This is a genomic window from Aeromonas sp. QDB11 (assembly GCF_027705265.1).
In the GTDB taxonomy this organism is placed as follows: Bacteria; Pseudomonadota; Gammaproteobacteria; order Enterobacterales; family Aeromonadaceae; genus Aeromonas; species Aeromonas allosaccharophila.
In genome coordinates, this window is sequence record NZ_JAPDBM010000012.1 from 31637 (window position 1) to 56115 (window position 24479).

General features: G+C 60.4%; 21 protein-coding genes. 17 read left to right on the forward strand and 4 right to left on the reverse strand.

Features of this window, described 5'->3' with window-relative positions:
* The first annotated feature begins 33 nt into the window (after positions 1-33).
* The 5 genes from torD (at position 34) to OKC40_RS05995 (ending at position 5646) form a co-directional block, all read left to right on the forward strand.
* Positions 34-702, forward strand: a complete 669-nt coding sequence (torD, locus tag OKC40_RS05975; protein ID WP_234601225.1) for a molecular chaperone TorD — start codon at positions 34-36, stop codon at positions 700-702.
* 7 nt (positions 703-709) lie between these two features.
* Positions 710-1078, forward strand: coding sequence for a hypothetical protein (locus OKC40_RS05980; protein WP_058052408.1), 369 nt, complete (start codon positions 710-712; stop codon positions 1076-1078).
* Positions 1079-1246: 168 nt separating this feature from the next.
* Complete coding sequence (locus OKC40_RS05985) at positions 1247-2386, forward strand: hypothetical protein (protein WP_234601226.1); 1140 nt, start codon at positions 1247-1249, stop codon at positions 2384-2386.
* Positions 2376-3002, forward strand: coding sequence for a hypothetical protein (locus OKC40_RS05990; protein WP_182933621.1), 627 nt, complete (start codon positions 2376-2378; stop codon positions 3000-3002). The genes OKC40_RS05985 and OKC40_RS05990 overlap by 11 nt, the downstream gene beginning before the upstream one ends.
* Before the next feature lie 199 nt (positions 3003-3201).
* Positions 3202-5646 (forward strand): sensor domain-containing protein, encoded by a 2445-nt coding sequence (locus tag OKC40_RS05995; protein WP_234601227.1) that lies wholly within the window; start codon positions 3202-3204, stop codon positions 5644-5646.
* A 48-nt stretch (positions 5647-5694) separates the two neighbouring features.
* Here OKC40_RS05995 and OKC40_RS06000 read toward each other — a convergent pair whose 3' ends face one another.
* A complete protein-coding gene (locus tag OKC40_RS06000) occupies positions 5695-5973 on the reverse strand; it encodes a hypothetical protein (protein WP_111805147.1) in 279 nt (92 codons plus the stop codon).
* 168 nt (positions 5974-6141) lie between these two features.
* Here OKC40_RS06000 and acs point away from each other — a divergent pair, with 168 nt between their 5' ends.
* From acs to OKC40_RS06035, 7 genes are all read left to right on the forward strand, one after another.
* Positions 6142-8088 carry an acetate--CoA ligase gene (gene acs / locus OKC40_RS06005; protein WP_270794467.1) on the forward strand — a complete coding sequence of 649 codons (1947 nt, stop codon included), beginning with the start codon at positions 6142-6144 and terminating at the stop codon, positions 8086-8088.
* Positions 8089-8376: 288 nt separating this feature from the next.
* Complete coding sequence (gene aroQ / locus OKC40_RS06010; RefSeq protein ID WP_042060050.1) at positions 8377-8826, forward strand: type II 3-dehydroquinate dehydratase; 450 nt, start codon at positions 8377-8379, stop codon at positions 8824-8826.
* Positions 8827-8862: 36 nt separating this feature from the next.
* Positions 8863-9318 carry an acetyl-CoA carboxylase biotin carboxyl carrier protein gene (accB, locus tag OKC40_RS06015; protein WP_042658503.1) on the forward strand — a complete coding sequence of 152 codons (456 nt, stop codon included), beginning with the start codon at positions 8863-8865 and terminating at the stop codon, positions 9316-9318.
* 15 nt (positions 9319-9333) lie between these two features.
* Positions 9334-10674 carry an acetyl-CoA carboxylase biotin carboxylase subunit gene (gene accC / locus OKC40_RS06020; protein WP_042060046.1) on the forward strand — a complete coding sequence of 447 codons (1341 nt, stop codon included), beginning with the start codon at positions 9334-9336 and terminating at the stop codon, positions 10672-10674.
* Between the two features lie 163 nt (positions 10675-10837).
* On the forward strand, positions 10838-11101 hold the full coding sequence (locus OKC40_RS06025; RefSeq protein ID WP_234601229.1) for a YhdT family protein: 264 nt from the start codon (positions 10838-10840) through the stop codon (positions 11099-11101).
* Positions 11091-12548 (forward strand): sodium/pantothenate symporter, encoded by a 1458-nt coding sequence (gene panF, locus OKC40_RS06030; protein ID WP_234601230.1) that lies wholly within the window; start codon positions 11091-11093, stop codon positions 12546-12548. Before OKC40_RS06025 ends, panF begins: the two co-directional genes overlap by 11 nt.
* Positions 12549-12637: 89 nt before the next feature.
* On the forward strand, positions 12638-14065 hold the full coding sequence (locus OKC40_RS06035) for a PTS transporter subunit EIIC (protein WP_234601231.1): 1428 nt from the start codon (positions 12638-12640) through the stop codon (positions 14063-14065).
* 1 nt (position 14066) lies between these two features.
* Here OKC40_RS06035 and OKC40_RS06040 read toward each other — a convergent pair whose 3' ends face one another.
* Positions 14067-14939: a LysR family transcriptional regulator gene (locus OKC40_RS06040; protein ID WP_234601232.1), complete on the reverse strand. Its 873-nt coding sequence runs from the start codon at positions 14937-14939 to the stop codon at positions 14067-14069.
* A gap of 100 nt (positions 14940-15039) precedes the next feature.
* Here OKC40_RS06040 and OKC40_RS06045 point away from each other — a divergent pair, with 100 nt between their 5' ends.
* The 4 genes from OKC40_RS06045 (at position 15040) to OKC40_RS06060 (ending at position 19272) form a co-directional block, all read left to right on the forward strand.
* Positions 15040-16056, forward strand: coding sequence for a zinc-binding alcohol dehydrogenase family protein (locus tag OKC40_RS06045; RefSeq protein WP_182938945.1), 1017 nt, complete (start codon positions 15040-15042; stop codon positions 16054-16056).
* 537 nt (positions 16057-16593) lie between these two features.
* On the forward strand, positions 16594-17472 hold the full coding sequence (gene prmA, locus OKC40_RS06050; protein ID WP_234601233.1) for a 50S ribosomal protein L11 methyltransferase: 879 nt from the start codon (positions 16594-16596) through the stop codon (positions 17470-17472).
* 201 nt (positions 17473-17673) lie between these two features.
* The gene (locus tag OKC40_RS06055; protein ID WP_234601234.1) at positions 17674-18651 is read left to right on the forward strand and encodes a D-2-hydroxyacid dehydrogenase family protein; all 978 of its coding nucleotides are present in this window, start codon (positions 17674-17676) and stop codon (positions 18649-18651) included.
* A gap of 66 nt (positions 18652-18717) precedes the next feature.
* Positions 18718-19272 carry a sugar O-acetyltransferase gene (locus tag OKC40_RS06060; RefSeq protein WP_182938942.1) on the forward strand — a complete coding sequence of 185 codons (555 nt, stop codon included), beginning with the start codon at positions 18718-18720 and terminating at the stop codon, positions 19270-19272.
* A gap of 380 nt (positions 19273-19652) precedes the next feature.
* Here OKC40_RS06060 and OKC40_RS06065 read toward each other — a convergent pair whose 3' ends face one another.
* Positions 19653-20201: an NAD(P)H nitroreductase gene (locus OKC40_RS06065; protein WP_042060031.1), complete on the reverse strand. Its 549-nt coding sequence runs from the start codon at positions 20199-20201 to the stop codon at positions 19653-19655.
* A gap of 114 nt (positions 20202-20315) precedes the next feature.
* On the reverse strand, positions 20316-22343 hold the full coding sequence (locus OKC40_RS06070; protein ID WP_270794468.1) for an NADPH-dependent 2,4-dienoyl-CoA reductase: 2028 nt from the start codon (positions 22341-22343) through the stop codon (positions 20316-20318).
* A gap of 208 nt (positions 22344-22551) precedes the next feature.
* Between OKC40_RS06070 and sppA the strand changes: the two genes are divergently transcribed.
* Positions 22552-24396, forward strand: coding sequence for a signal peptide peptidase SppA (gene sppA / locus OKC40_RS06075; RefSeq protein ID WP_270794469.1), 1845 nt, complete (start codon positions 22552-22554; stop codon positions 24394-24396).
* The last annotated feature ends 83 nt before the right edge of the window (positions 24397-24479 follow it).

A 24479-nucleotide genomic window follows, 5' to 3' on the forward strand; every position in this document is an offset into this window, starting at 1 on the left:
TCAAGGCTCCCGATTGCCATCCACGGAGGAAAAATGCAGGAATTTATGGCTACCAGCGAACGCCGGGCCGAACTCTACTGGTGGTTCTCCACCCTGTTCGCCGCCGAACTCAGTGATGAGCAGATCGCCGAATATGACACCTATGATGTGCGAAGCTTTCTGAAAAGCCTCTCAACCCTGGATCCGATGCGCGACGCCGTGGCCGAACTCAACGACGCCATCGCTCGCCTGCTGGTGCGCCCGGATCGCCAGCTGGAACTGGCCGCCGACTTCGCCAGCCTGTTTCTGGTGGAGCCCAAGCAGGGCGCCCTGCCCTACGAATCGCTCTACCGTGGCGATGCCAAGCTGCTGATGCAGGCCCCGATGGCCGAGATGCAGGCCCGCCTCGATCGCCTCGGCATCAATGTCAGCGACAAATACAAAGAGCCTGCCGACCATCTGGCCATCGAGCTGGATCTGATGGGCAATCTCATCATCCGTGCGGCGGAAGCCAAGAGCGCAGCCGAGCGGGAACGCTGGCTCGACGAGCAGGAAGCGCTGCTGCACGGCCATCTGCTGGGCTGGTTCGACAAGTTCGAAAGCGCCTGTCGCGCCGCCGACCGGTTTGGCTTCTACGGCGCCAGTGCCCGTCTGCTGGGGGTCTTCCTCAAGATGGATGCCAACTACCTCTCTCTGGTCAAACCGGCACCGTCTGCCGACTGAGGCCGCGATGAAAACAGCCCTGCTTCTGATTGCATGCTGGCTGCTGGCCCTGATCCCGCTGGATCAGGGCATGACCCCTCTCGTCACCCTGCTGTTCCATCCGGATCGCGAGCTCTACGGCACCGCCCAGCTCACCGGCTTTGGCGGTATCCTGCTCACTCTCTACCTCGCCAATCTCGGGGTCGAGGTGGTGCTGCGCCGCCGCTTCCAGATCGCCGGCATGCTGGCGCTGCTGGCCGCCTGGATCGACTTCATCAACTGCAGCGGCAACCAGTCACACTTTCTGTTGCTCTATCTGCTGGCTCTGCCATTCCACCTGCTCGGCTGGCTGGTACTGGTGCGCGGCATCCAGGCATTTGGTCGTCAAAAAGGCTAAAAAACCGGCCAAACCATTACAAATCATGACAGCCAAATCCCTCTCACCCCAGTCATGGCAAGGGTAAGGGGAGGAAGTCGGGTAATATTCGCTTACATTCAGTCCCCGTTCAGTTTTGTTGCAACCGTTATAGTGCGGCTCCTTTTCAACCGATCCAGGAGCAACCCCATGCCTCAACAGGACGCACGCATCACGGGTCTCGACCTGTTGCGAGGGCTCGTCATCTTTATGGCCGTCTTCGAGCACTACACCGGCTACCTCAACTACTGGTATATCGACTTTTTCACTCGCGAACACGCCTTGTGGGACAGCTTCTACCTCTCCCACAAAGCCATGGCTGGCCACCTGCTGCCCATGGATCACACCACGGCCCAGGTCTCGGCCTGGCTGATCCCCTGGGTCAGCCAGATCTACCTGGCGCTGGCCGCTTTCAACCTGAGTCGTCGTGACCAGACCAGCTTCAGACCGCAGCTAAAAAGCAAGCTGGTGCTGTTTGTCAGCATCATCGCCGTGCTTTATGTGGAGGGGCTGGTCATCGCCCCCAACTTCGGCGAGGCCATCTCCTTCTATCCGGTGATGCTCTGGATGTGTCTGCTGGCACTCTTCTCGCTGGTGTATGGCTGGTTTGGCATTCGCGGCATGCTGGTACTGACCGTGCTCAGCCTGTTGCTGGATCAGTTCGGAGTACAGAACCTGCTTGGCCATATCGACAGCTGGATGAAGCTGCACGTTCACCCCGACTATGAGCTGGATGCCCGCCTCGATCTCTTCATGGCCAGCGGCTGTTTCGGCTTTCTCTATGGCTGGTGCTGGCATCAGCGCCCCCAGTGGCGGGATCGCCTCAATCGCCTGGTGCTCACCCTTTCCGTGGTGGCGCTCGCCATCTATCTGCGCCTTGGCGAGACCAGCTCGGTCGAACTCAACGACATTTACGCCAACGAACATGAGCTGGCGCTGGACATGACTGGCCGTGCCGGGATCTGGGGCATGGAGTTTCTGGTGATCGGCATCATCCTGTGGCTGCATCAGCGCAATATTCGTCTCTGCTGGCGACCGCTCAACTGGATCGGCATGTACTCCCTGACCGTGTTCATCTTCCACAAGAGCATCTTCGTCCACCTGTGGGGCCCCTTGCTGCTGTGGTGGACGGCTCGTCAGGGCACCATCTTGCCCAACAGCTTCGGCCTGATCATGCTGCTCTGTTGCGCCAGCGTACTGCTTATCCATGCTTTCCAGCGCTCCGGCATCATCTGTCACCTGATGGGGATGCATCAGGATCGGGACTGGCAACGACTGTATGGCAAATAAGCGCGGGTTACTGCTGCTCATCGCCCTGATCTCGCCCTTCCCGGCCAGGGCGCTGGTCATGGGCAGCCAATGGCAACTCGACAGCAGCCGGGCGGGAGAGGGAACCGACTCCACCGTGCAACTCTGGCTCGGCTATGAACGCGAAACACAGATGGGCCTTATCTTTATCGATGGCCAAAGTGCGGGCGTCGCGTTGCCCCTTTATCAACAGAGTTTTATCGCGGTGGGGGTCAGCCCCATGCAGGTGGCGGATCACACCCGTTTCGGCGCGCTATGGCGCCTTGGCTGGCAACTGGATGACGAACATCAACTGAGCATTGGCCAGCTTTATGATGTGACCGGCCGTTATGGCCAGATCTGGTATATGGAGCATTCACTCCCGTTGCCTGCCAACGTCTCCTTTAATCTCTGGCTGACGAGAGGTAACCAGGCACACATGTCTGCATATGATGCCGAAGAGGGGTGGCGTGAATGGGGAATGACGCTGGAGCGAAGCTGGAGCTGGGATCAATGGACGCTGGATACCGAAGTGGGTGCGAAACAATGGCTGATGAAGGAACGTGACTGGCAACCCACCGTCAACCTGACACTGCGCTACCAATTCAGTTTGCAATAAGTGGGAGGAACTCAAAAAAGTCCCTCTCTTGCCCTCATATGGGTACGGCTACCCAGTGACCGCACACCGCAGATGGTCGATACACGGCACAACTTTTCCTCAACAAACAGCAAGATAACTCTGCTTGGTGCCCCCCGAAACCGTTCGTGCCATACTGAAAACCGACACAAGTGACAAATCAATCAATGCCGAGGTCATCATGGATGGGAAGCCTTTCAACGCCGCCACCGAGGCAATCTTGGCCCAGCTGTCAGATCACACCGTCCTGACACAGCTGATGGATAACGCCCCTCTGGGCATCGGCGTCTTTGACCGCGAATTTCGCTACCGCAAAGTCAATCAGGTGCTGGCCGACATCAATGGCAAGAGCATCGAGGAGCATCAGGGCAAGCACCTCCGAGAAGTGGTGCCCAAACTGGCTCCGACGCTGGAACCCATGTTTCAGCAGATCATGCGCAGCGGCATTCCCTACGTGGATATCGCCATCACGGGTCAAACAGCTGCGTACGACAGCAGCTCCCGCCGCTTTCAGGCCACCTACAGCCCGATGCGCAATGAGCAGGGCGAGCTGAGCGGCATCCTCGCCATCGTGCGGGACATCACCGAGCAGTATGAAACCGAACAGCGGCTGCAACTGGCGATGCGCGCAGCTCAAATCGGTGTGTGGGAGTGGCACGTGGCGGAGGACAGATTGCTGTTCGACGGCCAGATTGAGCCGCTGCTGGGCATCGAGGCCAACCAGTTCCACGGCGGGCTGCAAGCGTTCGTCGACTGCTTTGAACCGGGATCAGGCAGCCAGCTCAAGGCGGCCTTGCAAAGCCATGACCCCATCCATCTCACCCTGAGCTACCTCACCGCCCTCAAAGAGCGGCACTGGGTCGATATTCATGCCGACCATGTGCCCGCCACCGAGTCGGTCGGCCACCGGGTCATGGGCGTCATTCACAATGCCACCGCCCGCCGCCGTCAGGAGGAGCGGCTCCATCAGGCCAACGTGGTCTTCGATACCACGGCCGAGGGGATCATCATCCTCGACAGCGAGCACCATATTCTGTCGGTCAACCCGGCCTTCACCATGCTGACCCAATACAATGCCGAGGAGGTGATAGGGCGCACCCCGGATATCATCATGCACCCCAGACGCTACACCGATCTCGACTATCCATGGTATCACCTGCGTCCCGGCAACAACGCCTGGCATGGCGAGATGGTCTGCCTGCGCAAGGATGGCAGCTACTTCTCCTCCTGGCAGCAGATCAGCGCGGTTTATGACAACTTCAACAACACCACCCACTATGTGATCGCCCTCTCCGACATCAGCGCCATTCGCAAGGTGGAGGCCGAGCTGAATCACCTTGCCTATCACGATCCCCTGACCGAATTGGGCAATCGCCATCTGTTGCAGGAGCGGTTGGCCCTTGAGCTGAAAACCGCGCAGCTCAATCACAAACGGTTGGGGCTGCTCTTTATCGATCTGGATGGTTTCAAGCTGATCAACGACAGCCTGGGGCACGGGGTCGGCGATGAGCTGCTCAAGCGGCTTGCTGAGCGGATCCGCGGCTGCCTGCAGCACAACGATCTGGCAACCCGCCTCGGTGGTGACGAGTTTCTGGTGCTGATCCCCTATCTGGAGGAGCCTGACGAGCTGGCGACCCTCGCCAATACCCTGCTGAGAGTCTTGCGCGAGCCGGTTGAGCTGGCCCATGAGCTGGTGGCTATCTCGGCGAGTATCGGTATCGCCATCTATCCGGATCATGCCGACAGCCCGGAAACTCTGGTCAGCGCCGCCGACAGTGCCATGTACGAGGCGAAGAGTCAGGGGCGCAACGGCTTCCAGTTCTATACCCCCAGCATGGCGGCTCGGGCCCGCGAGCGGATGCAGATTGAGCAGGGTCTGCTCAAGGCCCTTGAGCTCGAACAGCTCTGCATCTTCTATCAACCCATGACCAATCTGGCCAACGGCCACCTGAGCGGGCTGGAAGCGCTGCTGCGCTGGCAACACCCCAATGAGGGGATGATAGCGCCGACCCGTTTTATTCCGGTGGCGGAGGAGTGCGGCCTGATCGAGAAGATTGGCGAGTGGGTGATGCGTAACGCCTGCGAGCAGGGGAAAAACTGGCTGGCTGCCGGGCTGCCGGTGCCCCGCTTGTCGGTTAATGTGTCGGTGCGGGAGATGCGCTCCCCGGGCTACGTTGAGCGGGTCGCCGCCATTCTGGCCGAGACCGGATTTCCGCCAGAACGGCTGGAAATTGAGGTGACGGAGAGCATCATCCAGCGGGTCGAACAGAGTCTGGATCTCTTTACCCGCCTGAAAAATCTCGGCGTGCAGATTGCCATCGATGACTTTGGCACCGGCTTCTCGTCACTCAGTCTGCTCAAGACCCTGCCGATCGATCGCATCAAGATCGACCGGGCCTTTGTGCAGGCATTACCGGAAGACAAGAACAGTCGGGAGCTCTGCCGCACCATCATCAATCTGGCCGACAGTCTGGATATGGAGGTCACCGCCGAGGGAATTGAAACCAAGGCACAACACGCCTTCTTGCAGTCACTCAACTGCGGCGAAGGGCAGGGCTATCTGTTCAGCAAACCACTGCATGTCGAGCATATGGGGGATCGCCTGCATCAGCGCTATGCCTCATAGCGGCAGGCAACCAGCCGGGAGGCATCCGCCTCCTGGCTGCTAACCGGATTACCACTCAATCTGCAAGCGGGATTCCCAACCATCATCACGGTCATTGAGCATGCGCGTCAGCGGTGATTCGCCAGCATAACGGGGGGCAGGCTCCCTGAAGGTGAGTCTGGTACCGGGCTCTTTGGCCTGCCATGCATGGCCAAGCTGATCGGCCACCCGATCCCGCAGTGCGGGTGAGGCCTCCTGATGGGTGATCGCAAACTCTTTCAGCGGTTCGCCAGCAGGCACTGGCGCATCAAACTGCCAGAGGGATGCACAGAGCAACAGGGAAAACATAATCACCTCCAATTAATCGACACGGCCCTTTTACCCGCTTGCCGATTAATTGTCACTCTTTGCCCTGTAACCAACTGTTGCCGCCTATCCAAAAGTCTAATTGCCCCCCGCTACCAAAGGTATAAGTTGTTAAGAAACCATTAAAAGATCTATTCAAAGGAGTGACAGATGAGCGAGAGCAAGGTCTACCCGGTCAAATCCCATATCAGCGACAGCGCCCTGCTGGACAAGGCCGGGTACGAGGCCATGTATCAGGCCTCCATCGACAATCCGGACGCCTTCTGGGGAGAGCAGGGAAAAATCCTCGACTGGATGACACCCTATACCAAGGTCAAGAACACCTCCTACGATCCGGGCCATGTCTCCATCAAATGGTTTGAAGATGGCCAGCTCAACGTCTCGGCCAACTGTCTCGATCGCCATCTCGCCGAACGGGGTGACAAGGTCGCCATCATCTGGGAAGGGGACAACCCCGCCGAAGATCGCAAACTCACTTACCGTGAGCTGCACAGCGAAGTGTGCAAGTTTGCCAACGTATTGAAAGCACAAGGGGTTCACCGCGGCGACGTGGTCTGCCTCTATATGCCCATGGTGCCCGAAGCCGCCATCGCCATGCTGGCCTGTACCCGCATCGGCGCGGTACACAGCATCGTCTTCGGCGGCTTCTCGCCGGAAGCGCTGGCCGGTCGCATCATCGACTCGGGCTCGCGCATCGTGATCACCGCCGATGAGGGACTGCGTGGCGGCCGTCCGGTGCCGCTGAAGAAGAATGTGGATGAAGCGCTCACCAACCCGGATACCCAGGTCAACAAGGTGATCGTGCTCAAACGCACCGGGGGCAATGTCGCCTGGCACAACCACCGCGACATCTGGTGGCACGAAGCGACCGCTGCCGTCAGCATCGACTGCCCGCCCGAGGCAATGAACGCCGAAGATCCGCTCTTTATCCTCTATACCTCCGGCTCCACCGGCAAACCCAAGGGGGTGCTGCACACCACCGGCGGCTATCTGGTTTATGCCACCCTCACCTTCAAATATGTGTTCGACTACCACGAGCAGGATATCTACTGGTGTACCGCCGACGTGGGCTGGGTCACCGGTCACTCCTATCTGGTCTACGGGCCGCTGGCCAATGGCGCCACCACCATCATGTTCGAAGGGGTGCCCAACTACCCGGCGACCAACCGCATGAGCCAGGTAGTGGACAAGCACAAGGTCACCATTCTCTATACCGCCCCCACCGCCATTCGCGCCCTGATGGCCAAGGGCAACGAAGCGGTCACCGGCACCTCGCGCCAGAGCCTGCGCATCATGGGCTCGGTGGGTGAACCCATCAACCCGGAAGCCTGGGAGTGGTACTACCGCACCATTGGCGACGAGCGCTGCCCCATCGTCGATACCTGGTGGCAAACCGAAACCGGCGGCATCCTGATTACGCCGCTGCCCGGCGTCACCGACCTGAAACCGGGCTCGGCGACCCGCCCCTTCTTCGGGGTACAACCGGCGCTGGTAGACAACATGGGCGAGCCGCTGGAGGGGGCCACCGAGGGCAATCTGGTGATCACCGACTCCTGGCCGGGCCAGATGCGCACCGTGTTCGGCGATCACGAGCGCTTCGAGCAGACCTACTTCTCCACCTTCCCCGGCCGCTACTTCACTGGCGACGGTGCCCGTCGCGATGCCGATGGCTACTACTGGATCACCGGTCGGGTGGATGATGTACTGAACGTCTCCGGCCACCGCATGGGGACCGCCGAAATTGAATCGGCGCTGGTGGCCCATCCCAAGATCGCCGAAGCGGCGGTGGTGGGGGTTCCTCACGAGATCAAGGGTCAGGGCATCTACGCCTATGTCACCCTGATCGCCGGGGAAGAGCCGAGCCGCGAGCTGCACAAGGAGGTGAAGGAGTGGGTGCGCAAGGAGATTGGCGCCATCGCCACGCCAGATGTCATTCACTGGGCGGAGGGGCTGCCGAAGACCCGTTCCGGCAAGATCATGCGCCGGATCTTGCGCAAGATCGCCACCGGCGAGACCGACAGTCTGGGGGATATCTCCACCCTGGCGGATCCGGGCGTAGTGGACAAACTCATTCGCGAGAAGTCGGAAGCCGCCTGATCCCGCTTCGTTTGTTGCCCAACAAAGCCGGCCCTGCGCCGGCTTTGTTGTTTCTCATCCGCCAGCAAACAGCAGGGCGGCAGTCACGGCGCCTTGCCGACCGAAACGCGCAATAAATAGCCAGATGTAGAGATTAGACCAGTAAAATGCTGCTAATTTTCACGAAATCAATATAATTGCGAAATCTGTGTGCCAGGGCACACCGATTTGCGCAGAAAATGGCTAGATTTCTGGTAGTCCACAAGATAGCTGATAGATAGCAGCATTATCATCGAGGATGCACTCAATATGTCGCAAAATCACCGAATTCTCCTGCTCAACGGACCAAACCTGAATCTGCTGGGCAAACGGGAACCGGGTATCTACGGCAGCAAGACGCTCGATGAGATCGTCGCCGATCTGAAGCTTAACGCCAGCGAACTCGGTGTCACTCTGGAACATCTGCAATCCAACGCCGAACATGAGTTGGTCAGCCGCATCCATCAGGCCATGGGCCAGGTGGATTTTATCATCATCAATCCAGCCGCCTTCACCCACACCAGCGTCGCTATTCGCGATGCGCTGCTGGGCGTTGCCATCCCTTTTATCGAGGTTCACCTGTCAAACGTCCATGCCAGGGAGCCGTTCCGTCATCACTCCTATCTGTCTGATGTCGCCAAAGGGGTCATTTGTGGTCTGGGGGCCGATGGCTACCAATTCGCTTTAACCGCGGCCGTGCACCATCTGCGCGCGGCTTGATAATCACTGATCAGATAAAGAAGAAAGAGAATGCTAATGGATATCCGCAAAATCAAGAAGCTGATTGAACTGGTTGAAGAGTCCGGCATCGCCGAACTGGAGATCTCCGAAGGTGAAGAGTCCGTTCGCATCAGCCGCAACTTCTCCGGTCAGGTGACCACCGCCATGCCGCAGATGATGATGCAGCAAGCCGCTCCGGTTGCCGCACCTGCCGCTGCCGCCCCGGTTGCCGCACCTGCCGCTGATGCCGCGCCGAGCGGTCACCTGATGCGCTCCCCGATGGTTGGCTCCTTCTACCGCTCCTCCAGCCCGGATGCCAAGCCGTTCGCGGAAGTGGGTCAGCACGTCAATGTCGGCGACACCCTGTGCATCGTCGAAGCCATGAAAATGATGAACCAAATCGAGTCTGACAAGGCCGGTGTGATCAAAGCGATCCTGGTTGAAAATGGTCAGGCCGTCGAATTTGACGAGCCGCTGTTCATCATCGAATAAGGGAAATCGCCACCCATGTTGGACAAAGTAGTCATCGCCAACCGCGGTGAAATTGCCCTGCGGATCCTGCGCGCTTGTAAAGAGCTCGGGATCAAGACAGTGGCCGTTCACTCCACCGCCGACCGGGAGCTCAAACATGTGCTGCTGGCCGACGAATCCATCTGTATCGGCAAACCGGCCAGTACCGACTCCTACCTCAACGTCCCGGCGATCATCGCCGCCGCCGAGGTAACCGGTGCCGTGGCTATCCACCCGGGTTACGGCTTCCTCTCCGAGAACGCCGACTTCGCCGAAGTGGTTGAAAAATCCGGCTTCATCTTCATCGGCCCTAGGCCTGAGACCATTCGCCTGATGGGTGACAAGGTCTCTGCCATCGAAGCGATGAAGAAGGCTGGCGTGCCGTGTGTACCGGGCTCTGACGGCCCCGTCGACAACGACGCCAAGCACAACGCCGCCATTGCCAAGCGCATCGGCTATCCGGTGATCATCAAGGCCGCCGGTGGCGGTGGTGGTCGCGGCATGCGCGTGGTGCGCAATGAAGCGGAACTGGCGGGCGCCATCGCTCTAACCAAATCCGAAGCAGGCCAGTTCTTCAAGAACGACATGGTCTACATGGAGAAGTACCTGGAAAACCCGCGCCACATCGAAATTCAGGTGTTGGCAGACGGCCAGGGCAACGCCCTCTATCTGGGCGAGCGTGACTGCTCCATGCAGCGTCGCCACCAGAAAGTGGTGGAAGAGGCACCGGCACCGGGCATCACCGCCGAAATGCGCAAGTTCATCGGCGAGCGCTGCGTGCGCGCCTGTATCGAGATCGGCTACCGCGGTGCGGGTACTTTCGAGTTCCTGTACGAGAACGGCGAGTTCTATTTCATCGAGATGAACACCCGTATCCAGGTTGAGCATCCGGTCACCGAGATGGTCACCGGTATCGATCTGATCAAGGAGCAGCTGCGCATTGCCGCCGGTCAGCCCCTGTCGATCACCCAGCAGGATATCCGCATCCGTGGCCACGCCATCGAGTGCCGGATCAACGCCGAAGATCCGGCCACCTTCATGCCCTCTCCGGGTCTGGTGCAGCGCTTCCACGCGCCGGGTGGTCTGGGCGTGCGTTGGGACTCCCACATCTATGCCGGTTACAAGGTACCGCCCCACTACGATTCGATGATCGGCAAGCTGATCTGCTACGGCGAGAATCGTGACATTGCCATCGCCCGCATGCGTCATGCGCTGGACGAGCTGGTGGTGGAAGGGATCAAGACCAACGTACCGCTGCAAAAAGAGATCATGAAAGACGAAAACTTCCAGCACGGTGGCACCAATATCCACTATCTGCACAAGAAGTTGGGTCTGTAAGATCTCGCAGGCAGAACAATCACTTCCGGCCAGATAGCAGCCAGCTGTTTATCTGCAATCCAGCCGGAAGTCAGCTCCGCAAGGAGCCTCTGCTGAAAAAGGGCCATGGCGACATGGCCCTTTTTTGTTATCCTTGCGCCCCTCAAATTTGTCGGAGGCCAAGGTGAACCGTTTTGCTCTCGCCCGCCGGGAAGCAGCTTTCTGCCTGCTGCTGACCCTGCTCTACTTCTTTGCCTGGTATGGCACCGCCTATTTTATCCCGCTCCAGCTGGAGTTATGGGGGCTGCCGCTGTGGTTCCTGCTCAGCTGCATGGTGATGCCACTGCTGTTCATTCTGCTCTGCGCCCTGATGGTGAACCGGCTGTTTGTGGAGATCCCCCTCGATACCCACTCCCCTTCCGGCCAGGAGTCATCCCATGAATCTTGAGTTGATGCTGCCGCTCGTCATCTATCTGGTGCTGGTGCTGGGGGTCGGTTTTTGGGCCAGCCGCCATCGCGCCGAAGGCAACTTCGTGCAGGAGTACTTCATCGGCAACCGCAGCATGGGCGGGCTGGTGCTGGCGATGACGCTGGTTGCCACCTACACCTCGGCCTCCTCCTTTATCGGCGGGCCGGGTGCGGCCTACAAGATCGGTCTGGGCTGGGTGTTGCTGGCGATGATCCAGCTGCCCACCGTCTGGCTCACCTTGGGGGTGCTTGGCAAGAAGTTCGCCATCATCGCCCGCCGGGTCAATGCGGTGACCATCAACGACATGCTGTGGGCCCGCTATCAGAGCAAGGCGGTGGTGATCCTCGGCTCCGTCACTATCATCCTCGCCTTTATCGCAACCATGGTGGTGCAGTTTATCGGTGGCGCCCGCCTGCTGGAGACCGCCACCGGCCTCTCCTACCAGCAGGGGTTGATGCTGTTTGCCAGCTGCGTGCTGCTCTACACCATCATCGGCGGCTTCCGTGCGGTGGTGATGACCGATGCCCTGCAGGGGATCATCATGCTGATCGGCACCGGTGCCTTGCTGGCGGGGATTCTGATTGCCGGTGACGGCCTGCCGAACCTCATCCACCAGCTCAGGGAGATCGATCCCAAGCTGGTGAGCCCGCAAGGAGCCGGCGACATGCTGACCCAGCCCTTTATGCTGAGCTTCTGGATCCTGGTCTGTGTCGGGGTGGTGGGGTTGCCCCACTCGGCGCTGCGCTGCTTTGGCTATCGCGACAGCAAGGCGCTCCATCGTGGCATTCTGATCGGCACCGTGGTCAGCGCCCTGCTGATGTTCGGCATGCATCTGGCTGGCGCCCTTGGCCGCGCCATCCTGCCCGGTATGGACAGCCCGGACAAGATCATGCCCTCCCTGATGATGGAAGTGCTGCCCCCCTGGCTGGCTGGGGTCTTTCTGGCGGCGCCGATGGCGGCCATCATGTCCACCATCGACTCCCAGCTGATCCAGGCCTCCGCCACGCTGGTGAAAGATCTCTACCTCAATTACCTGAGCCCGAAGCAGGAGAAGCTGGAAGTGCGCATTCCGCGTCTCTCCCTGCTCTGTACCCTGATCCTCGGCACTCTGGTGCTGCTAGCGGCGTTGCAACCGCCCGAGATGATCATCTGGCTCAACCTGCTCGCCTTTGGTGGTCTGCAGGCAGTGTTCCTCTGGCCGCTGGTGCTTGGCCTCTACTGGTCGCGGGCCAACGGCCCGGGCGCGCTGGCCAGCATGGTCAGCGGCATCGTCAGCTATGGGGTACTGAGTCAGTGGGGGATCAAGCTGGCTGGACTGCACGCCATCGTGCCAAGCCTCACGCTGGCGCTGGTGGTCTTTATCACGGTGAGCCTGCTGACGGCGCCGCCCTCGCGGGAAGTGCGCGAGCTTTTCGAGCAGAAATAATAAAAAGATAAATTAGGGGTTCCAAAACTATCCCCAAATGGGTGGTTTCCGGTTAAACTGTGCGCCAAGTCACAAAAAGTAGCCGCTGTATGCCCGTAAAAGCCACTCGACAAGTCGTCACTCAAGCCCTGCAGCGGCTCGGTTATGCCCTGCTGCTGCCCGTCTCCATCCTGCCGATGGCGGCGTTGATCTACCGGCTTGGGCAACCCGACGTACTCGATTTGGCGGTGCTCTCCCTCACCGGTCAGGCGATCTTCAGCCAGATGCCGCTTATCTATGCGGTGGCGATCGCCTTTGGCCTGAGCCGGCAGGAGCTGGGCGGACAGACGCTGGCGGGTGCGGTCAACTTCCTGCTGCTCAGTACCGCCTTCAATACTCTGGCCCCCAACCTGCACGCCGACATGATCTGCGGCCTGCTGGCGGGGCTCACCACCGCCATCATCTATCCCTGGGTTCACCAGCAGAAACTGCCTCGCTGGCTGCAGATCGCCAAGGGGGAGTTTCCCAGCCTGCTGGTGTCGGCCTTGGCCTGTCTACTGATCGCCATTCCCCTCTCGCTGCTGTGGCCGCCGCTGGAGCGCGGGCTGACCCTGCTCACCTCCGAGCTGCTCACCACGCCGTTTGGCGCCTTCTGCTACGGCACCCTCAACCGCTTGCTGATCCCGCTCGGACTGCATCAGGTGCTGGGCAGCGTGATCGGCCTTGGCGAGAGCAACCTGCAGGCGCTGGCTGCAGCCCAACCCCTTCATGAAGGGTATGTGGCCGGTCTCTACCCCATCATCATGTTCGGCCTGCCGGGCGCCTGTTTTGCCATCTGGCTGCACCGCCAGCGGATGCAGCGGCTGCCGCAGGGCGGGCTGCTGCTCACCCTGGCGCTCACCTCGGCACTGGTGGGCATCACCGAACCCATCGAGTTTCTGTTCGCCTTTACCGCCCCCTGGCTGTTTCTGGCCCACGCCCTGCTGACCGGGCTATCGTTGGCGGTCTGCAGCGGGCTGGGGATCAAGGTGGGCAGCTATTTCTCCGCCGGTCTGCTGGATCTGGTGCTGAGCTATCAATCCGGTGAGCACAGCTTCTGGCTCATTCCGGTCGGTATCCTGTTCTTCGTCGCCTACACCCTGCTGTTCTATCAGCTGCTGGAGCGTGCCCCCCTCAGCATGCCGAGCAAGCCCATCGCAGTGGAGCATCCGCGCCTTGCCAGTGTTGCCCCCTCCGACCCGCAGATGCTGGCGATCCAGTACCTCAAGGTGCTGGGCGGGATGGACAATCTGGTGGCGATGAGCGTCTGCCTCACCCGCCTCAGCCTGCGGGTGCGCGATATTTCACTGGTGGATCAATCCCGCTTGCTGGGGCTGGGCTGCCTCTCCTGGATCCAGCTCAACGACCACCAGCTGGTGCTGGTGCTGGGTCCCAGCGCCAGCCTGATTGAAGGGCAGATCCGCATGCTGGCGGAGCGCCAGTCAGTCCCCCTCGGCCTCAAACCCAATCAGGAGTCGGCCAGCCAGAGCAGCTGGTAACTCAGGCGAACGGCAACCGCTCGGCCACGAAATCCATCAGGGTACGCAGGGCGGGGGCCAGATGCTCCCGACTCGGATAGATAAGGTAAAACGGATTGACCGGGATAGGATGATCCGGCAACACCTTCTGCAACCGCCCCGCCGCCAGATCCCCTTCACAGACATGGTGGGGCAACAGGGCAATCCCCCCGTCATGGATCGCCATCTCCCGCAGCGCCAGCAAGCTGTTACTGACACAGGCCCCCTGCGGCCGCCAGCCCCCCTCCTGCAATGGCCACACCGGCATGGCCGAGTGCACCAGACAGGCATAACGGCCCAGCTCGCTCAGCTGTTGCGGCATGCCGTGAGCCGCCAGATAGGCAGGTGCCGCCACCAGATGGCGTGCCACCTGACCGATGCGCCGACAGATGAGGCTGGAGTCTTTCAGCGGCGCCGCCCGCAGCGCCAGATCGTAACCCTCCCCCACCAGATCGAGCTGTTCGTCACTCAGGGTCAGCTCCAGCACTACCTCTGGATAGAGGGCGCGAAACTCGGCGAGGATCCGGCCAAGCAGCAGGGTGCCGGTCGCCTCGGGGGCGGTGATCCGCACCCGCCCCGCCGGGGCCGAGCGCAGCCTTGCCATCGCCAGATTGGCGCTGCGCGCCAGTGCCAGCAATCCCTGACAGTGTTCGACATAGAGTTCCCCCTGCGGCGTCAGGCTCAACCTGCGGGTGGTGCGCTGCAACAGCCGCACCCCGAGCTGGGATTCGAGCCGCGAGATCTTCTGACTCACCGACGACTTGGGCATACCGAGCAGCTCGGCGGCTCGGGTAAAGCTCCCCTGCTCCACCACGGTGGCGAACAGTCCCATCAACTCCAGATCGACATTGTTCATATACTCAAACAGTCTTTACCGATTACCCATCTTAATCTTGATAATCAACCAGACTAGAGTGAGTGGCAATCCCGAACACACCGATTTAAAAGGAAAAGCCATGAAAGCCATAGCCCTGACTCACTATCTGCCAAGCGACCACCCCGACTGCTTTATCGCCGCCAACCTGCCCGACCCCAACCCTGGCCCGCGGGACCTGCTGGTGCGGGTCACAGCTACCTCCGTCAATCCAGTGGATACCAAGGTGCGCTCCCCCAAGGCCAAAATTGAAAGCTCACCCCGGGTACTGGGTTGGGATGCGGTGGGAGAAGTGATCGCCACCGGCAGCGAAGTGACCCTGTTCAAGGCGGGCGATCGGGTCTGGTATGCCGGCGACATTAGCCGTCCGGGCAGCAACAGCGCCTTGCAACTGGTGGATGAGCGCATCGCCGCGATCGCCCCCACCAGCTTGAGCGATGTGGAGGCCGCCGCCCTGCCGCTCACCGCCATCACCGCCTGGGAGACCCTGTTCGAGCGCTTCGCCCTCACCCGCGAGAGCCGTGGCAAACTGCTGATCATCGGCGGCGCCGGTGGCGTGGGCTCCATTGCCATCCAGCTGGCCCGCCAGCTCACCGGCATGGAGGTGATTGCGACCGCATCCCGCCCAGAGAGCCGTGAGTGGTGCCTCGAAATGGGCGCCCATCAGGTCGTGAACCACCACAAGTTGCAGGAGGAGCTGACCGCCCTTGGCATCACTCAGGTCGATGCCATCTTCTGCACCAACGCCACCGCCGAGCACTGGGCCACCATGGCCGGGCTGATCCGCCCGTTTGGCCATATCTGTACCATCGCCGAATCGAGCGAGCCGTGGGATCTCTCCCTGCTCAAGAGCAAGAGTGTCACCTTCAGCCAGGAGTTCATGTTCACCCGCTCCCTGTTCCAGACGCCGGACATGATCGAGCAGCACCGCCTGCTCGGCCGGGTGGCGGCACTGGTCGATGAAGGGGTACTGCAGACCACCCTGACCAGGACCATCCCTTCGCTGACCCCGGTCACGCTGGCTCAGGCCCATGCCGAGGTGGAGGCGGGCCGCATGGTAGGCAAGCTGGTGATCGACATGAGCGGCTTTGCCAACTAAGCCCTCAAACGCACCATGATGGGATAAGTTCACCAAGGAGATGCCCCAAACGGGCACAACCAGCGGCGCTCATGTCAGCCAGTGGCAGGCCAACGTCCGACAATCAGCCAAAAAAGAGGCCATTTCGCGAGAAATGGCCTGAATACCTGAACATTGGGGTAACAATCACACACATATCCTTATGCAGGACATATTAGTCTTTGCATCTGGCGTGCCAACAGCAGCATGAATGCGCCCAAACGGCGTCAGCCCGTCCTTGAGCAAGGTGCCGACCTTGCTCTTTTTTTGTCTGGCAGACTGTTTACCAGGCAAACAAGTGCAGATAAAAAAATGCCACCCGAGGGTGGCAGTGAAAGATGACGGAACTTGAGCAAAGCGTTCAGCGAAAACCGATCGTCTTCGCCTGCATAGAGCAATACAGGAACCGTGCCAATCCGGCAAAAGCCCCCATATCCCCCCACATCATGGGCAAACCACGACAGCACTGCCCCATGATGATAGAATCTCGCGGTTTCACATTTATGAAGAGTCGACGCCATGCCCTGGATACAAATTCGAATCAACGCCACTGCCAAGACCGCAGACAAGGTGAGCAACATGCTGCTGGGGCGTGGAGCCCAGGCCGTGACCTTTATGGATGCCAAGGATGTGCCCGTCTATGAACCCATGCCCGGTGAAACCCCGCTCTGGGGCGAGACCGAAGTGATGGGTCTGTTCGATGCCGAAACCGATCCGGCCCCCACCATCGCCTTCTTCCAGCAGATTTTCGGCGAAAACGTCGGCTACAAGGTCGAGCAGCTGGAAGACAAGGACTGGGTGCGCGAGTGGATGGATCACTTCCACCCCATGCAGTTTGGCGAGCGCCTCTGGATCTGCCCGAGCTGGCGCGATGTGCCGAACCCCGATGCGGTCAACGTCATGCTGGATCCGGGTCTGGCCTTCGGTACCGGTACCCACCCCACCACCGCCCTCTGCCTGCAGTGGCTGGACGGACTGGATCTGACCGGTAAAACCGTGGTCGACTTTGGTTGTGGCTCCGGCATTCTCGGCATCGCCGCCCTGAAGCTGGGCGCCGCCCGCGTCATCGGCATCGACATCGACCCGCAAGCCATCCAGGCCAGCCGCGACAACGCCGAGCGTAACGGGGTTGCGGGCCAGATCGAACTCTACCTGCCGGCCGACCAGCCGCAAGATGTCGAAGCGGACGTGGTGGTCGCCAACATCCTGGCCGGCCCGCTGCGCGAACTGGCGCCACTTATAGCCGGCCACGGCAAACCGGGCAGCCTGATGGCCCTCTCCGGCGTGCTGGAGAGCCAGGCGCCGGAGCTGGAAACCATCTACGGCCAGTGGTTCGAGATGGACCCGACCGCCGTCAAGGAAGAGTGGTGCCGCCTCTCCGGCCGCAAGCACGGCTAAGCGCGGGCAACATAGACGCCAACCTCATGCCATCAGGGCTCCCATTCGGGGGCCCTGATTGTTTTGGCCTGTCGAACTCTTCCAGGTCCGTGGACATGGGCATGATCGCCCTCCCTTCTGATTGTGTTCGTTTGAAAACAACACTCGCCTTTATTCCGGTAAGATAGCGATCCGAGCCAACGCAACCGAGAGGGACTTCTTATGCGGATTGCCATTCTGGATGACTATCAGGATCAGGTGCGCCACCTCCCCTGCTTTGCGCTGCTTGCAGCTCATGACGTTATCATCCTCAACCAGAGCGAACCGGATCCGGCGCGACTTGCAGCCAAGCTGGCAGATGTGGAAGCACTGGTGCTGATCCGCGAGCGTACCCGCATCGACGAACAACTGCTGATGCGGCTTCCCACCCTTAAACTCATCAGCCAGACCGGCAAAATCAGCCAGCATATCGACCCGGCACTGTGCCAGCGGTACGGCGTTGCCGTGGCAGAAGGCGTAGGCAGCCCCATTGCCCCCGCCGAGCTCTGCTGGGCGCTCATCATGGCAGCCTCCCGCCATATTCCAGCTTACAGCCAAGCGCTGGGCCAAGGTCAATGGCAGCAATCCGGCAGCCTCGGTTTGGGACGCACTCTGCATGGCCTGACACTCGGCATCTGGGGCTACGGCAAGATAGGCCAGCGGATCGCCCGCTATGGCAAGGCATTTGGCATGTCGGTACTGATATGGGGCAGTGAGGCTTCGCGAAGGCAGGCCGAGCTGGATGGCTATGCCAGCGCCTCTGGCAAGGAGGCGTTCTTCAGTCAAGCCGATATCCTCACACTGCATCTGCGCCTGAGCGAGACAACCCGCGGCGCTGTTACCCGCGCAGATCTGACCCGCATGAAAGGTGACTCTCTGCTGGTCAATACCAGCCGGGCCGAACTTATCGAGCCGGGCGCCCTCTATGCGGAGCTATGCAACCATCCTGGGAAACGGGCCGCGATCGATGTGTTTGACATCGAACCGGCAACGCCACAAAACGAGCCCCTGCTGCGCCTGCCCAACGTATTGGCGACACCTCATCTCGGCTATGTGGAGCAAAACAGCTACGAACTCTACTTTCGCGTGGCGTTCGAGAATGTTCTGGCCTTTGCCGAAGGCAGACCTGCCAATCTGGTTCTGCCCGTATCGGGTGGATGATCACGTTCCTCCTGCCGTATTGGCGCCAATATCCAATCCCATGACAGATGAAGGAAAGGAACCTCCATGAGCGAATACCAGAAGATGATCAGCAGCCAACCGTACAACTGCATGGCCCCCGAGTTGGCCCAGTTGCGCTTGGAGGCGGCACGGCGCTACCGCCGTTTCAATCAGGCGGAAGAGGACGCAGAGCAGCGGACACAGCTGGCGGAGCTGGTTGGCGAACTGGCAGAGAACGCCTTTATCTGCCCGCCCCTCTACTGTACCTATGGCCGCCACATCCACCTAGGCAAGGACTCCTACATCAATATGGGGGCGACCCTGCTGGATAATGCCCCCATCCGCATCGGCGCCAACGTGATGATTGGGCCAAATGTGCAGATCTATACCGCAGCCCATGCACTGGAGGCCGACGAACGGATTCAGGGAACAGAGACGGCGCTGCCGGTCACCATTGAAGATAAGGTCTGGATTGGGGGCGGCGCCATCTTGCTGCCCGGTGTCACCATAGGGCGAGAGGCGATCGTCGGCGCGGGTGCTGTAGTCACCAAAGATGTACCGGCCGGTGCCCGGGTAGTCGGCAACCCGGCCCGGATCCTGCCCGCCAAAAACAGGGCATAAGGTAGCCACCGGGCGGTGAGCCGATGCCGCCATCAGCTCACCGCCGCCCCGACACCTCATAAAAAATAAAGCCCAATGTCACGAAGACGTTGGGCTGTTAAAAGGTGCTACGGAATTGCGACTCTCATCGCAGAAAAATTAGAAGGAGTGCCCTTCTAAACTGGCAGGGAGATATTATCGAATGCGCAAACGTTTTACATAGTGAAATACAACAGGATTGCGAGGTACATCGCACTATTTAAATAATTACCTGCTATGGCACGCGAAGCCTCTTTGACCCATTTATTTTCCCCAACCACTCTGGTTACTATTCACGGTTAAACAAAAAAGCCCCGATTTCTCGAGGCTTTACTTTTTTCTAGCGCAACGTGACCGAAGTGTCAGAAACGGCGGACAAACTCATCGCGCGGCAGTTCGCGCAGTTTGCGCGCTTCCAGCATGGGGGTGCCGAGGTAGAGGAAGCCCACCAGCTGATCTTCCGCCGCCAATCCCAGTCCCTTGTTGATCTGCGCATCGAAGATAAACCAGCCGGAGCGCCAGATGCCGTTGAAGCCCTGCGCCTGCGCCGCCATCTGCATTGCCATCAGGGCGCAACCGGCGGAGAGCTCCTGCTCCAGTTTCGGCACCTTGGGGTGCTCCTGATAACGGGTTGCCACCGCCACGACCAAGGGCGCCCGCAGCGGCGCTTCGCTGCACTTCTTGACGCTATCGTCATCCTCGCCACGAGCACGGGCAGCCTCGGCCAACAGCTTGCCCAACCGCTCGCGCCCCTCCCCTTCAAACAGAATGAATTGCCAGGGAGTCAGGGTGCCGTGATCCGGCGCGCGCAGGCCCGCCTTGAGGATATTGTCGAGCACCTCACCACTCGGTGCGGGTGTGGTCAGGCGGCCACAGGAGTGGCGGTTGAGCAACAGGGTGAGGGCATCCATGGGCAATTCCTTCTCTGGGGCAATGATGGCGCTACCTTAGCACAGCACCGAATGAAGAAAACCCCTGAGGCTCAGGGGTTTATCGCACTATAAAGGGCAGGATGGCACAGCTGGCTAGATGACCGCAGCCAGCTCGGCCCCTTGCCGGATGGCCCGCTTGGCATCCAGCTCGGCGGCCACGTCGGCACCGCCGATGATGTGCACCGGCTTGCCTGCCGCCTGCAACCCGGCCTGCAGCTCCTTGAGGGGCTCCTGCCCGGCGCAGATGATCACCTGATCCACCGGCAGACACTGTTTGGTCTCGCCCACCTGAATGTGCAAGCCCTCGTCATCGATCCCCAGATATTGCACCCCGGAGAGCATCTGCACCTTGCGGTTCTTGAGCACGGTACGGTGGATCCAGCCGGTGGTCTTGCCAAGGCCGTCACCCACCTTGCTCTCCTTGCGCTGGAGCAGCCAGATCTGGCGCTCGGGGGCGTCGATTTCAGGAGTCGTGAGGCCGCCGCGCTCGCCGAGTTGCTTGTCGATGCCCCACTCCTTGAGCCAGTGATCACGGTGGCTCCCGGCATCTGTCTCAATCCTTTTCTCCACAAGGAATTCGGCCACATCGAAGCCGATGCCGCCAGCGCCAATCACCGCCACCTTCTCGCCGACCGGCTTGTGATCCCGCAATACATCGAGGTAGTTCAATACCTTGGGATGCTCGATCCCCGGAATATTGGGGGTGCGCGGACGGATGCCGGTGGCGAGGATCACCTCGTCAAAACCACCGCCGAGCAGGCTCTCGGCACTCTGACGCTGGCCCAGATAGAGCTCGACACCGCACTTCTCCAGCCGTTTGGCGAAATAGCGCAGAGTCTCGTGAAACTCCTCCTTGCCGGGGATCTGCTTGGCAAAGTTGAACTGGCCGCCGATTTCGCTGGCCTGATCGAACAGGCTCACCTGATGACCGCGCTCGGCAGCGTAGCAGGCAAACGCCAGCCCGGCCGGGCCTGCCCCCACAACCGCCAGCTTCTTGGGCTGGGGCACGCGGCCGAACGTCAGCTCGGTCTCGAAACAGGCGCGGGGATTGACCAGACAGGAGGCCCGCGTCTGCTTGAACACATGGTCGAGGCAAGCCTGGTTGCAGGCGATGCAGGTGTTGATCTCGTCCGCCCGATTCTCGGCCGCCTTGATGACAAATTCGGGATCAGCCAGGAAGGGGCGCGCCATGGAGACCATATCCGCCTCGCCACCCGCCAGAATCCGCTCGGCCACCTCCGGGGTGTTGATCCGGTTGGTGGTGATAAGCGGCACGGTGAGATGTTTTTTCAGCTCGGCGGTCACCCAGCTGAAGGCGCCGCGCGGCACACTGGTGGCGATGGTGGGAATGCGCGCTTCGTGCCAACCGATGCCGGTGTTGATGAGGGTCACCCCCACCGCTTCCAGCGCTTTGCCGAGCGCAATCACCTCTTCCAGCGTCGAGCCCTGCTCCACCAGATCCAGCATGGAGAGGCGGAAGATGATGATGAAGTCGGTGCCGACCCGCTCGCGGATGGCACGCACTATCTCCACCGGGAAGCGCATGCGGTTTTCGTTGCTACCGCCCCAGCCATCGGTGCGCTTGTTGGTACGCTCACAGATGAACTGGTTGATGAGATAGCCTTCCGAGCCCATCACCTCGACGCCGTCATAACCGGCCGCCTTGGCCAACGCAGCGGTTGAAGCGAAGTCACGAATGGTGCCGCGGATCTGCCGCTCACTCATGGCGCGCGGCTTGAACGGGGAGATCGGAGCCTTGAGGGCGCTCGGTGCCAAGCTGAACGGATGGTAGGCATAACGACCGGCATGGAGGATCTGCAGCGCTATCTTGCCCCCCTCCTGATGCACGGCGCTGGTCACCTTCTTGTGCTTGCTCACCTGCCAGGGGAAGCTCAGCTGCGAACCGTGAGGCACCAGCCGCCCGCGCAGGTTGGGGGCAATGCCGCCGGTGACGATCAGGCCGACGCCACCGCGGGCCCGCTCGGCATAAAAGGCGGCCAGCTTGTCAAAACCGCCCTTCTCCTCTTCGAGGCCGGTGTGCATGGAGCCCATCAACACCCGGTTGCGCAGCTGGGTAAAACCGAGGTCAAGGGGGGTCAGCAAAGTAGGGTAAAGACTCACGAGGCCTCCAGTTAATTTTTTGTTATCAAACTGAAGCTAGAGTAAAGAATCGAAAATCCTTTTTCAAACAAATGTTTGGACAATTTTTCAGCGAACAGCCGTGCCCTGAACGAAGATAGCCGGGATCCGCCAGTCGGAAATGGCAATTTCGCCCGCAACTGGTTAATAATGACCCTTCTCTACCCATTAACAGGGCGATAACGCGACTATGTCTATTTTCAAAGGTCTGGGTTGGTTGTTCCGCAGCCTGTGGCGCCTGCTCAATTTCACCCGGCTGATGCTGGTCAATCTGCTGTTTCTCATCGTAGTGCTGGTCATCGTCTTCAGCGTCAGCCAAAAAGAGGCACCTCAGGCCCCCATCGAAGGGGCGCTGACCCTCAATCTCAACGGCGTGCTGGTGGAGCAACGCTCCCAGACCGATCCCACCGTACAGCTGCTGCGCCAGATGGACAGCAGCGACGAGCAGCCGAGCGAGATCGTCCTCTCCGACCTGCTGTGGGCCATCAAGAGCGCCAAGGATGACGAGCGCATCAAGGCGCTGGTGATCAAGCCACAAGGATTGCAGGGCGCCAGCTTGTCCAAACTGCAGGAGGTGGCGAACGCCATCGACCAGTTTAAGGAGAGCGGCAAACCGGTGATCGCCATGGCGGACTTCTACGCGCAGGGTCCCTACCTGCTGGCGGCCCACGCCGATCACGTGCTGCTCAACCAGAGCGGCGCCGTGGTGATCGAGGGGCTCGGCGTCTACCAGACCTACTTCAAGTCGGCGCTGGAAAAGCTCAACATCACCCCGCACGTGTTCAAGGTCGGCACTTACAAATCCTTCGTCGAGCCCTATACCCGTGACGAGATGTCCCCCGAGAGCAAGGAGGCGAACCAGCGCTGGCTGGATCAGCTATGGCAATCCTATGTGGCCGATGTGGCCGAACAGCGGGAGATCGAACCCGATGCCGTCGCGCCGGGCAAGGAACGCTTCCTTGAGCTGCTGCGCAAAGCCGGTGGCAATGCCGCCAACTACGCCCTCGACAACGGCCTGGTAGATCAGCTGGCCACCCGCGACGAGATGACCCAAGCGGTCATCAAAGAGGTCGGTGAAGCAGACGATCACGGCTGGAAAGGGGTCGGCCTGAAAGAGTACCTGGCTGCCGCGCCCGAACAGTATCCCCAGAGTGGCAAGGATGAGGTAGGTCTGGTGGTTGCCAGCGGCGCCATCATGGATGGCGTGCAGCCTGCCGGCACCATCGGTGGCGATACCCTCTCCGATCTGCTGGCCGATGCCCGCCGCGATGACAAGGTTAAAGCCGTGGTACTGCGAGTCGACAGCCCGGGCGGCAGCGCCTTCGCCGCCGAGCAGATCCGCGCCGAGCTGCTGGCCCTGAAACAGGCAGGCAAACCGGTGGTGGTCTCCATGGGCAGCTATGCCGCTTCCGGTGGCTACTGGATCTCCGCCGATGCGGACAAGATTTTCGCCTCCCCCACCACCCTCACCGGCTCCATCGGGGTGTTCGGCATGTTCGCCACCATCGACAAGGCATTGGCCCAGTTCGGGGTGCACACCGACGGGGTCGGCACCACCGATTACGTCGGCGTCGGCCCGACCCGCGCCCTGCCGGATCACGTCGGTCAGGCGATCCAGCTGAGCGTGGAAGATACCTACCAGCGCTTCATCGGTCTGGTCGGCAAGGGCCGCGGCCTGAGCCCGCAAGAGGCCGAGAAAGCGGCCGAAGGTCGGGTCTGGACCGGTGAAGATGCCAAGAACCTCGGTCTGGTGGACGAGTTCGGCAATCTGGATGACGCCATCAAGACGGCAGCCGAACTGGCCAATCTGAAAGAGTGGCAGGTGACCCCCATCGAGCAGGAGGAGTCCACCAGAGACAGGTTCCTGCGTCAGCTGTTCGACAGCAGCGCCCGGGTGCTGGCTCCGCAGTTGCAAAGCTGGCTGCCTGCCGGGCTTGGCAAGGCTCTGCTGGAGATGAATCGCAGCCTGGATCCGCTGACCCGCTTCAACGACCCGCAAGGCACTTACGCCTTCTGCCCAGTCTGTGTGCAGTAACGCAGTCCTGATAAAGGGCTGAATCGAGCCAAGAAAAACGGCGACCAGATGGTCGCCGTTTTCTTTATCCTGCCAGTGCACTC

What these genes read in the sequence shown, in the direction of transcription:
- torD (WP_234601225.1), top strand. Translation starts at nt 34, where the DNA reads ATGCAGGAATTTATGGCTACCAGCGAACGCCGGGCCGAACTCTACTGG.
- OKC40_RS05980 (WP_058052408.1), top strand. Translation starts at nt 710, where the DNA reads ATGAAAACAGCCCTGCTTCTGATTGCATGCTGGCTGCTGGCCCTGATC.
- OKC40_RS05985 (WP_234601226.1), top strand. Translation starts at nt 1,247, where the DNA reads ATGCCTCAACAGGACGCACGCATCACGGGTCTCGACCTGTTGCGAGGG.
- OKC40_RS05990 (WP_182933621.1), top strand. Translation starts at nt 2,376, where the DNA reads ATGGCAAATAAGCGCGGGTTACTGCTGCTCATCGCCCTGATCTCGCCC.
- OKC40_RS05995 (WP_234601227.1), top strand. Translation starts at nt 3,202, where the DNA reads ATGGATGGGAAGCCTTTCAACGCCGCCACCGAGGCAATCTTGGCCCAG.
- OKC40_RS06000 (WP_111805147.1), bottom strand. Translation starts at nt 5,973, where the DNA reads ATGTTTTCCCTGTTGCTCTGTGCATCCCTCTGGCAGTTTGATGCGCCA.
- acs (WP_270794467.1), top strand. Translation starts at nt 6,142, where the DNA reads ATGAGCGAGAGCAAGGTCTACCCGGTCAAATCCCATATCAGCGACAGC.
- aroQ (WP_042060050.1), top strand. Translation starts at nt 8,377, where the DNA reads ATGTCGCAAAATCACCGAATTCTCCTGCTCAACGGACCAAACCTGAAT.
- accB (WP_042658503.1), top strand. Translation starts at nt 8,863, where the DNA reads ATGGATATCCGCAAAATCAAGAAGCTGATTGAACTGGTTGAAGAGTCC.
- accC (WP_042060046.1), top strand. Translation starts at nt 9,334, where the DNA reads ATGTTGGACAAAGTAGTCATCGCCAACCGCGGTGAAATTGCCCTGCGG.
- panF (WP_234601230.1), top strand. Translation starts at nt 11,091, where the DNA reads ATGAATCTTGAGTTGATGCTGCCGCTCGTCATCTATCTGGTGCTGGTG.
- OKC40_RS06035 (WP_234601231.1), top strand. Translation starts at nt 12,638, where the DNA reads ATGCCCGTAAAAGCCACTCGACAAGTCGTCACTCAAGCCCTGCAGCGG.
- OKC40_RS06040 (WP_234601232.1), bottom strand. Translation starts at nt 14,939, where the DNA reads ATGAACAATGTCGATCTGGAGTTGATGGGACTGTTCGCCACCGTGGTG.
- OKC40_RS06045 (WP_182938945.1), top strand. Translation starts at nt 15,040, where the DNA reads ATGAAAGCCATAGCCCTGACTCACTATCTGCCAAGCGACCACCCCGAC.
- prmA (WP_234601233.1), top strand. Translation starts at nt 16,594, where the DNA reads ATGCCCTGGATACAAATTCGAATCAACGCCACTGCCAAGACCGCAGAC.
- OKC40_RS06055 (WP_234601234.1), top strand. Translation starts at nt 17,674, where the DNA reads ATGCGGATTGCCATTCTGGATGACTATCAGGATCAGGTGCGCCACCTC.
- OKC40_RS06060 (WP_182938942.1), top strand. Translation starts at nt 18,718, where the DNA reads ATGAGCGAATACCAGAAGATGATCAGCAGCCAACCGTACAACTGCATG.
- OKC40_RS06065 (WP_042060031.1), bottom strand. Translation starts at nt 20,201, where the DNA reads ATGGATGCCCTCACCCTGTTGCTCAACCGCCACTCCTGTGGCCGCCTG.
- sppA (WP_270794469.1), top strand. Translation starts at nt 22,552, where the DNA reads ATGTCTATTTTCAAAGGTCTGGGTTGGTTGTTCCGCAGCCTGTGGCGC.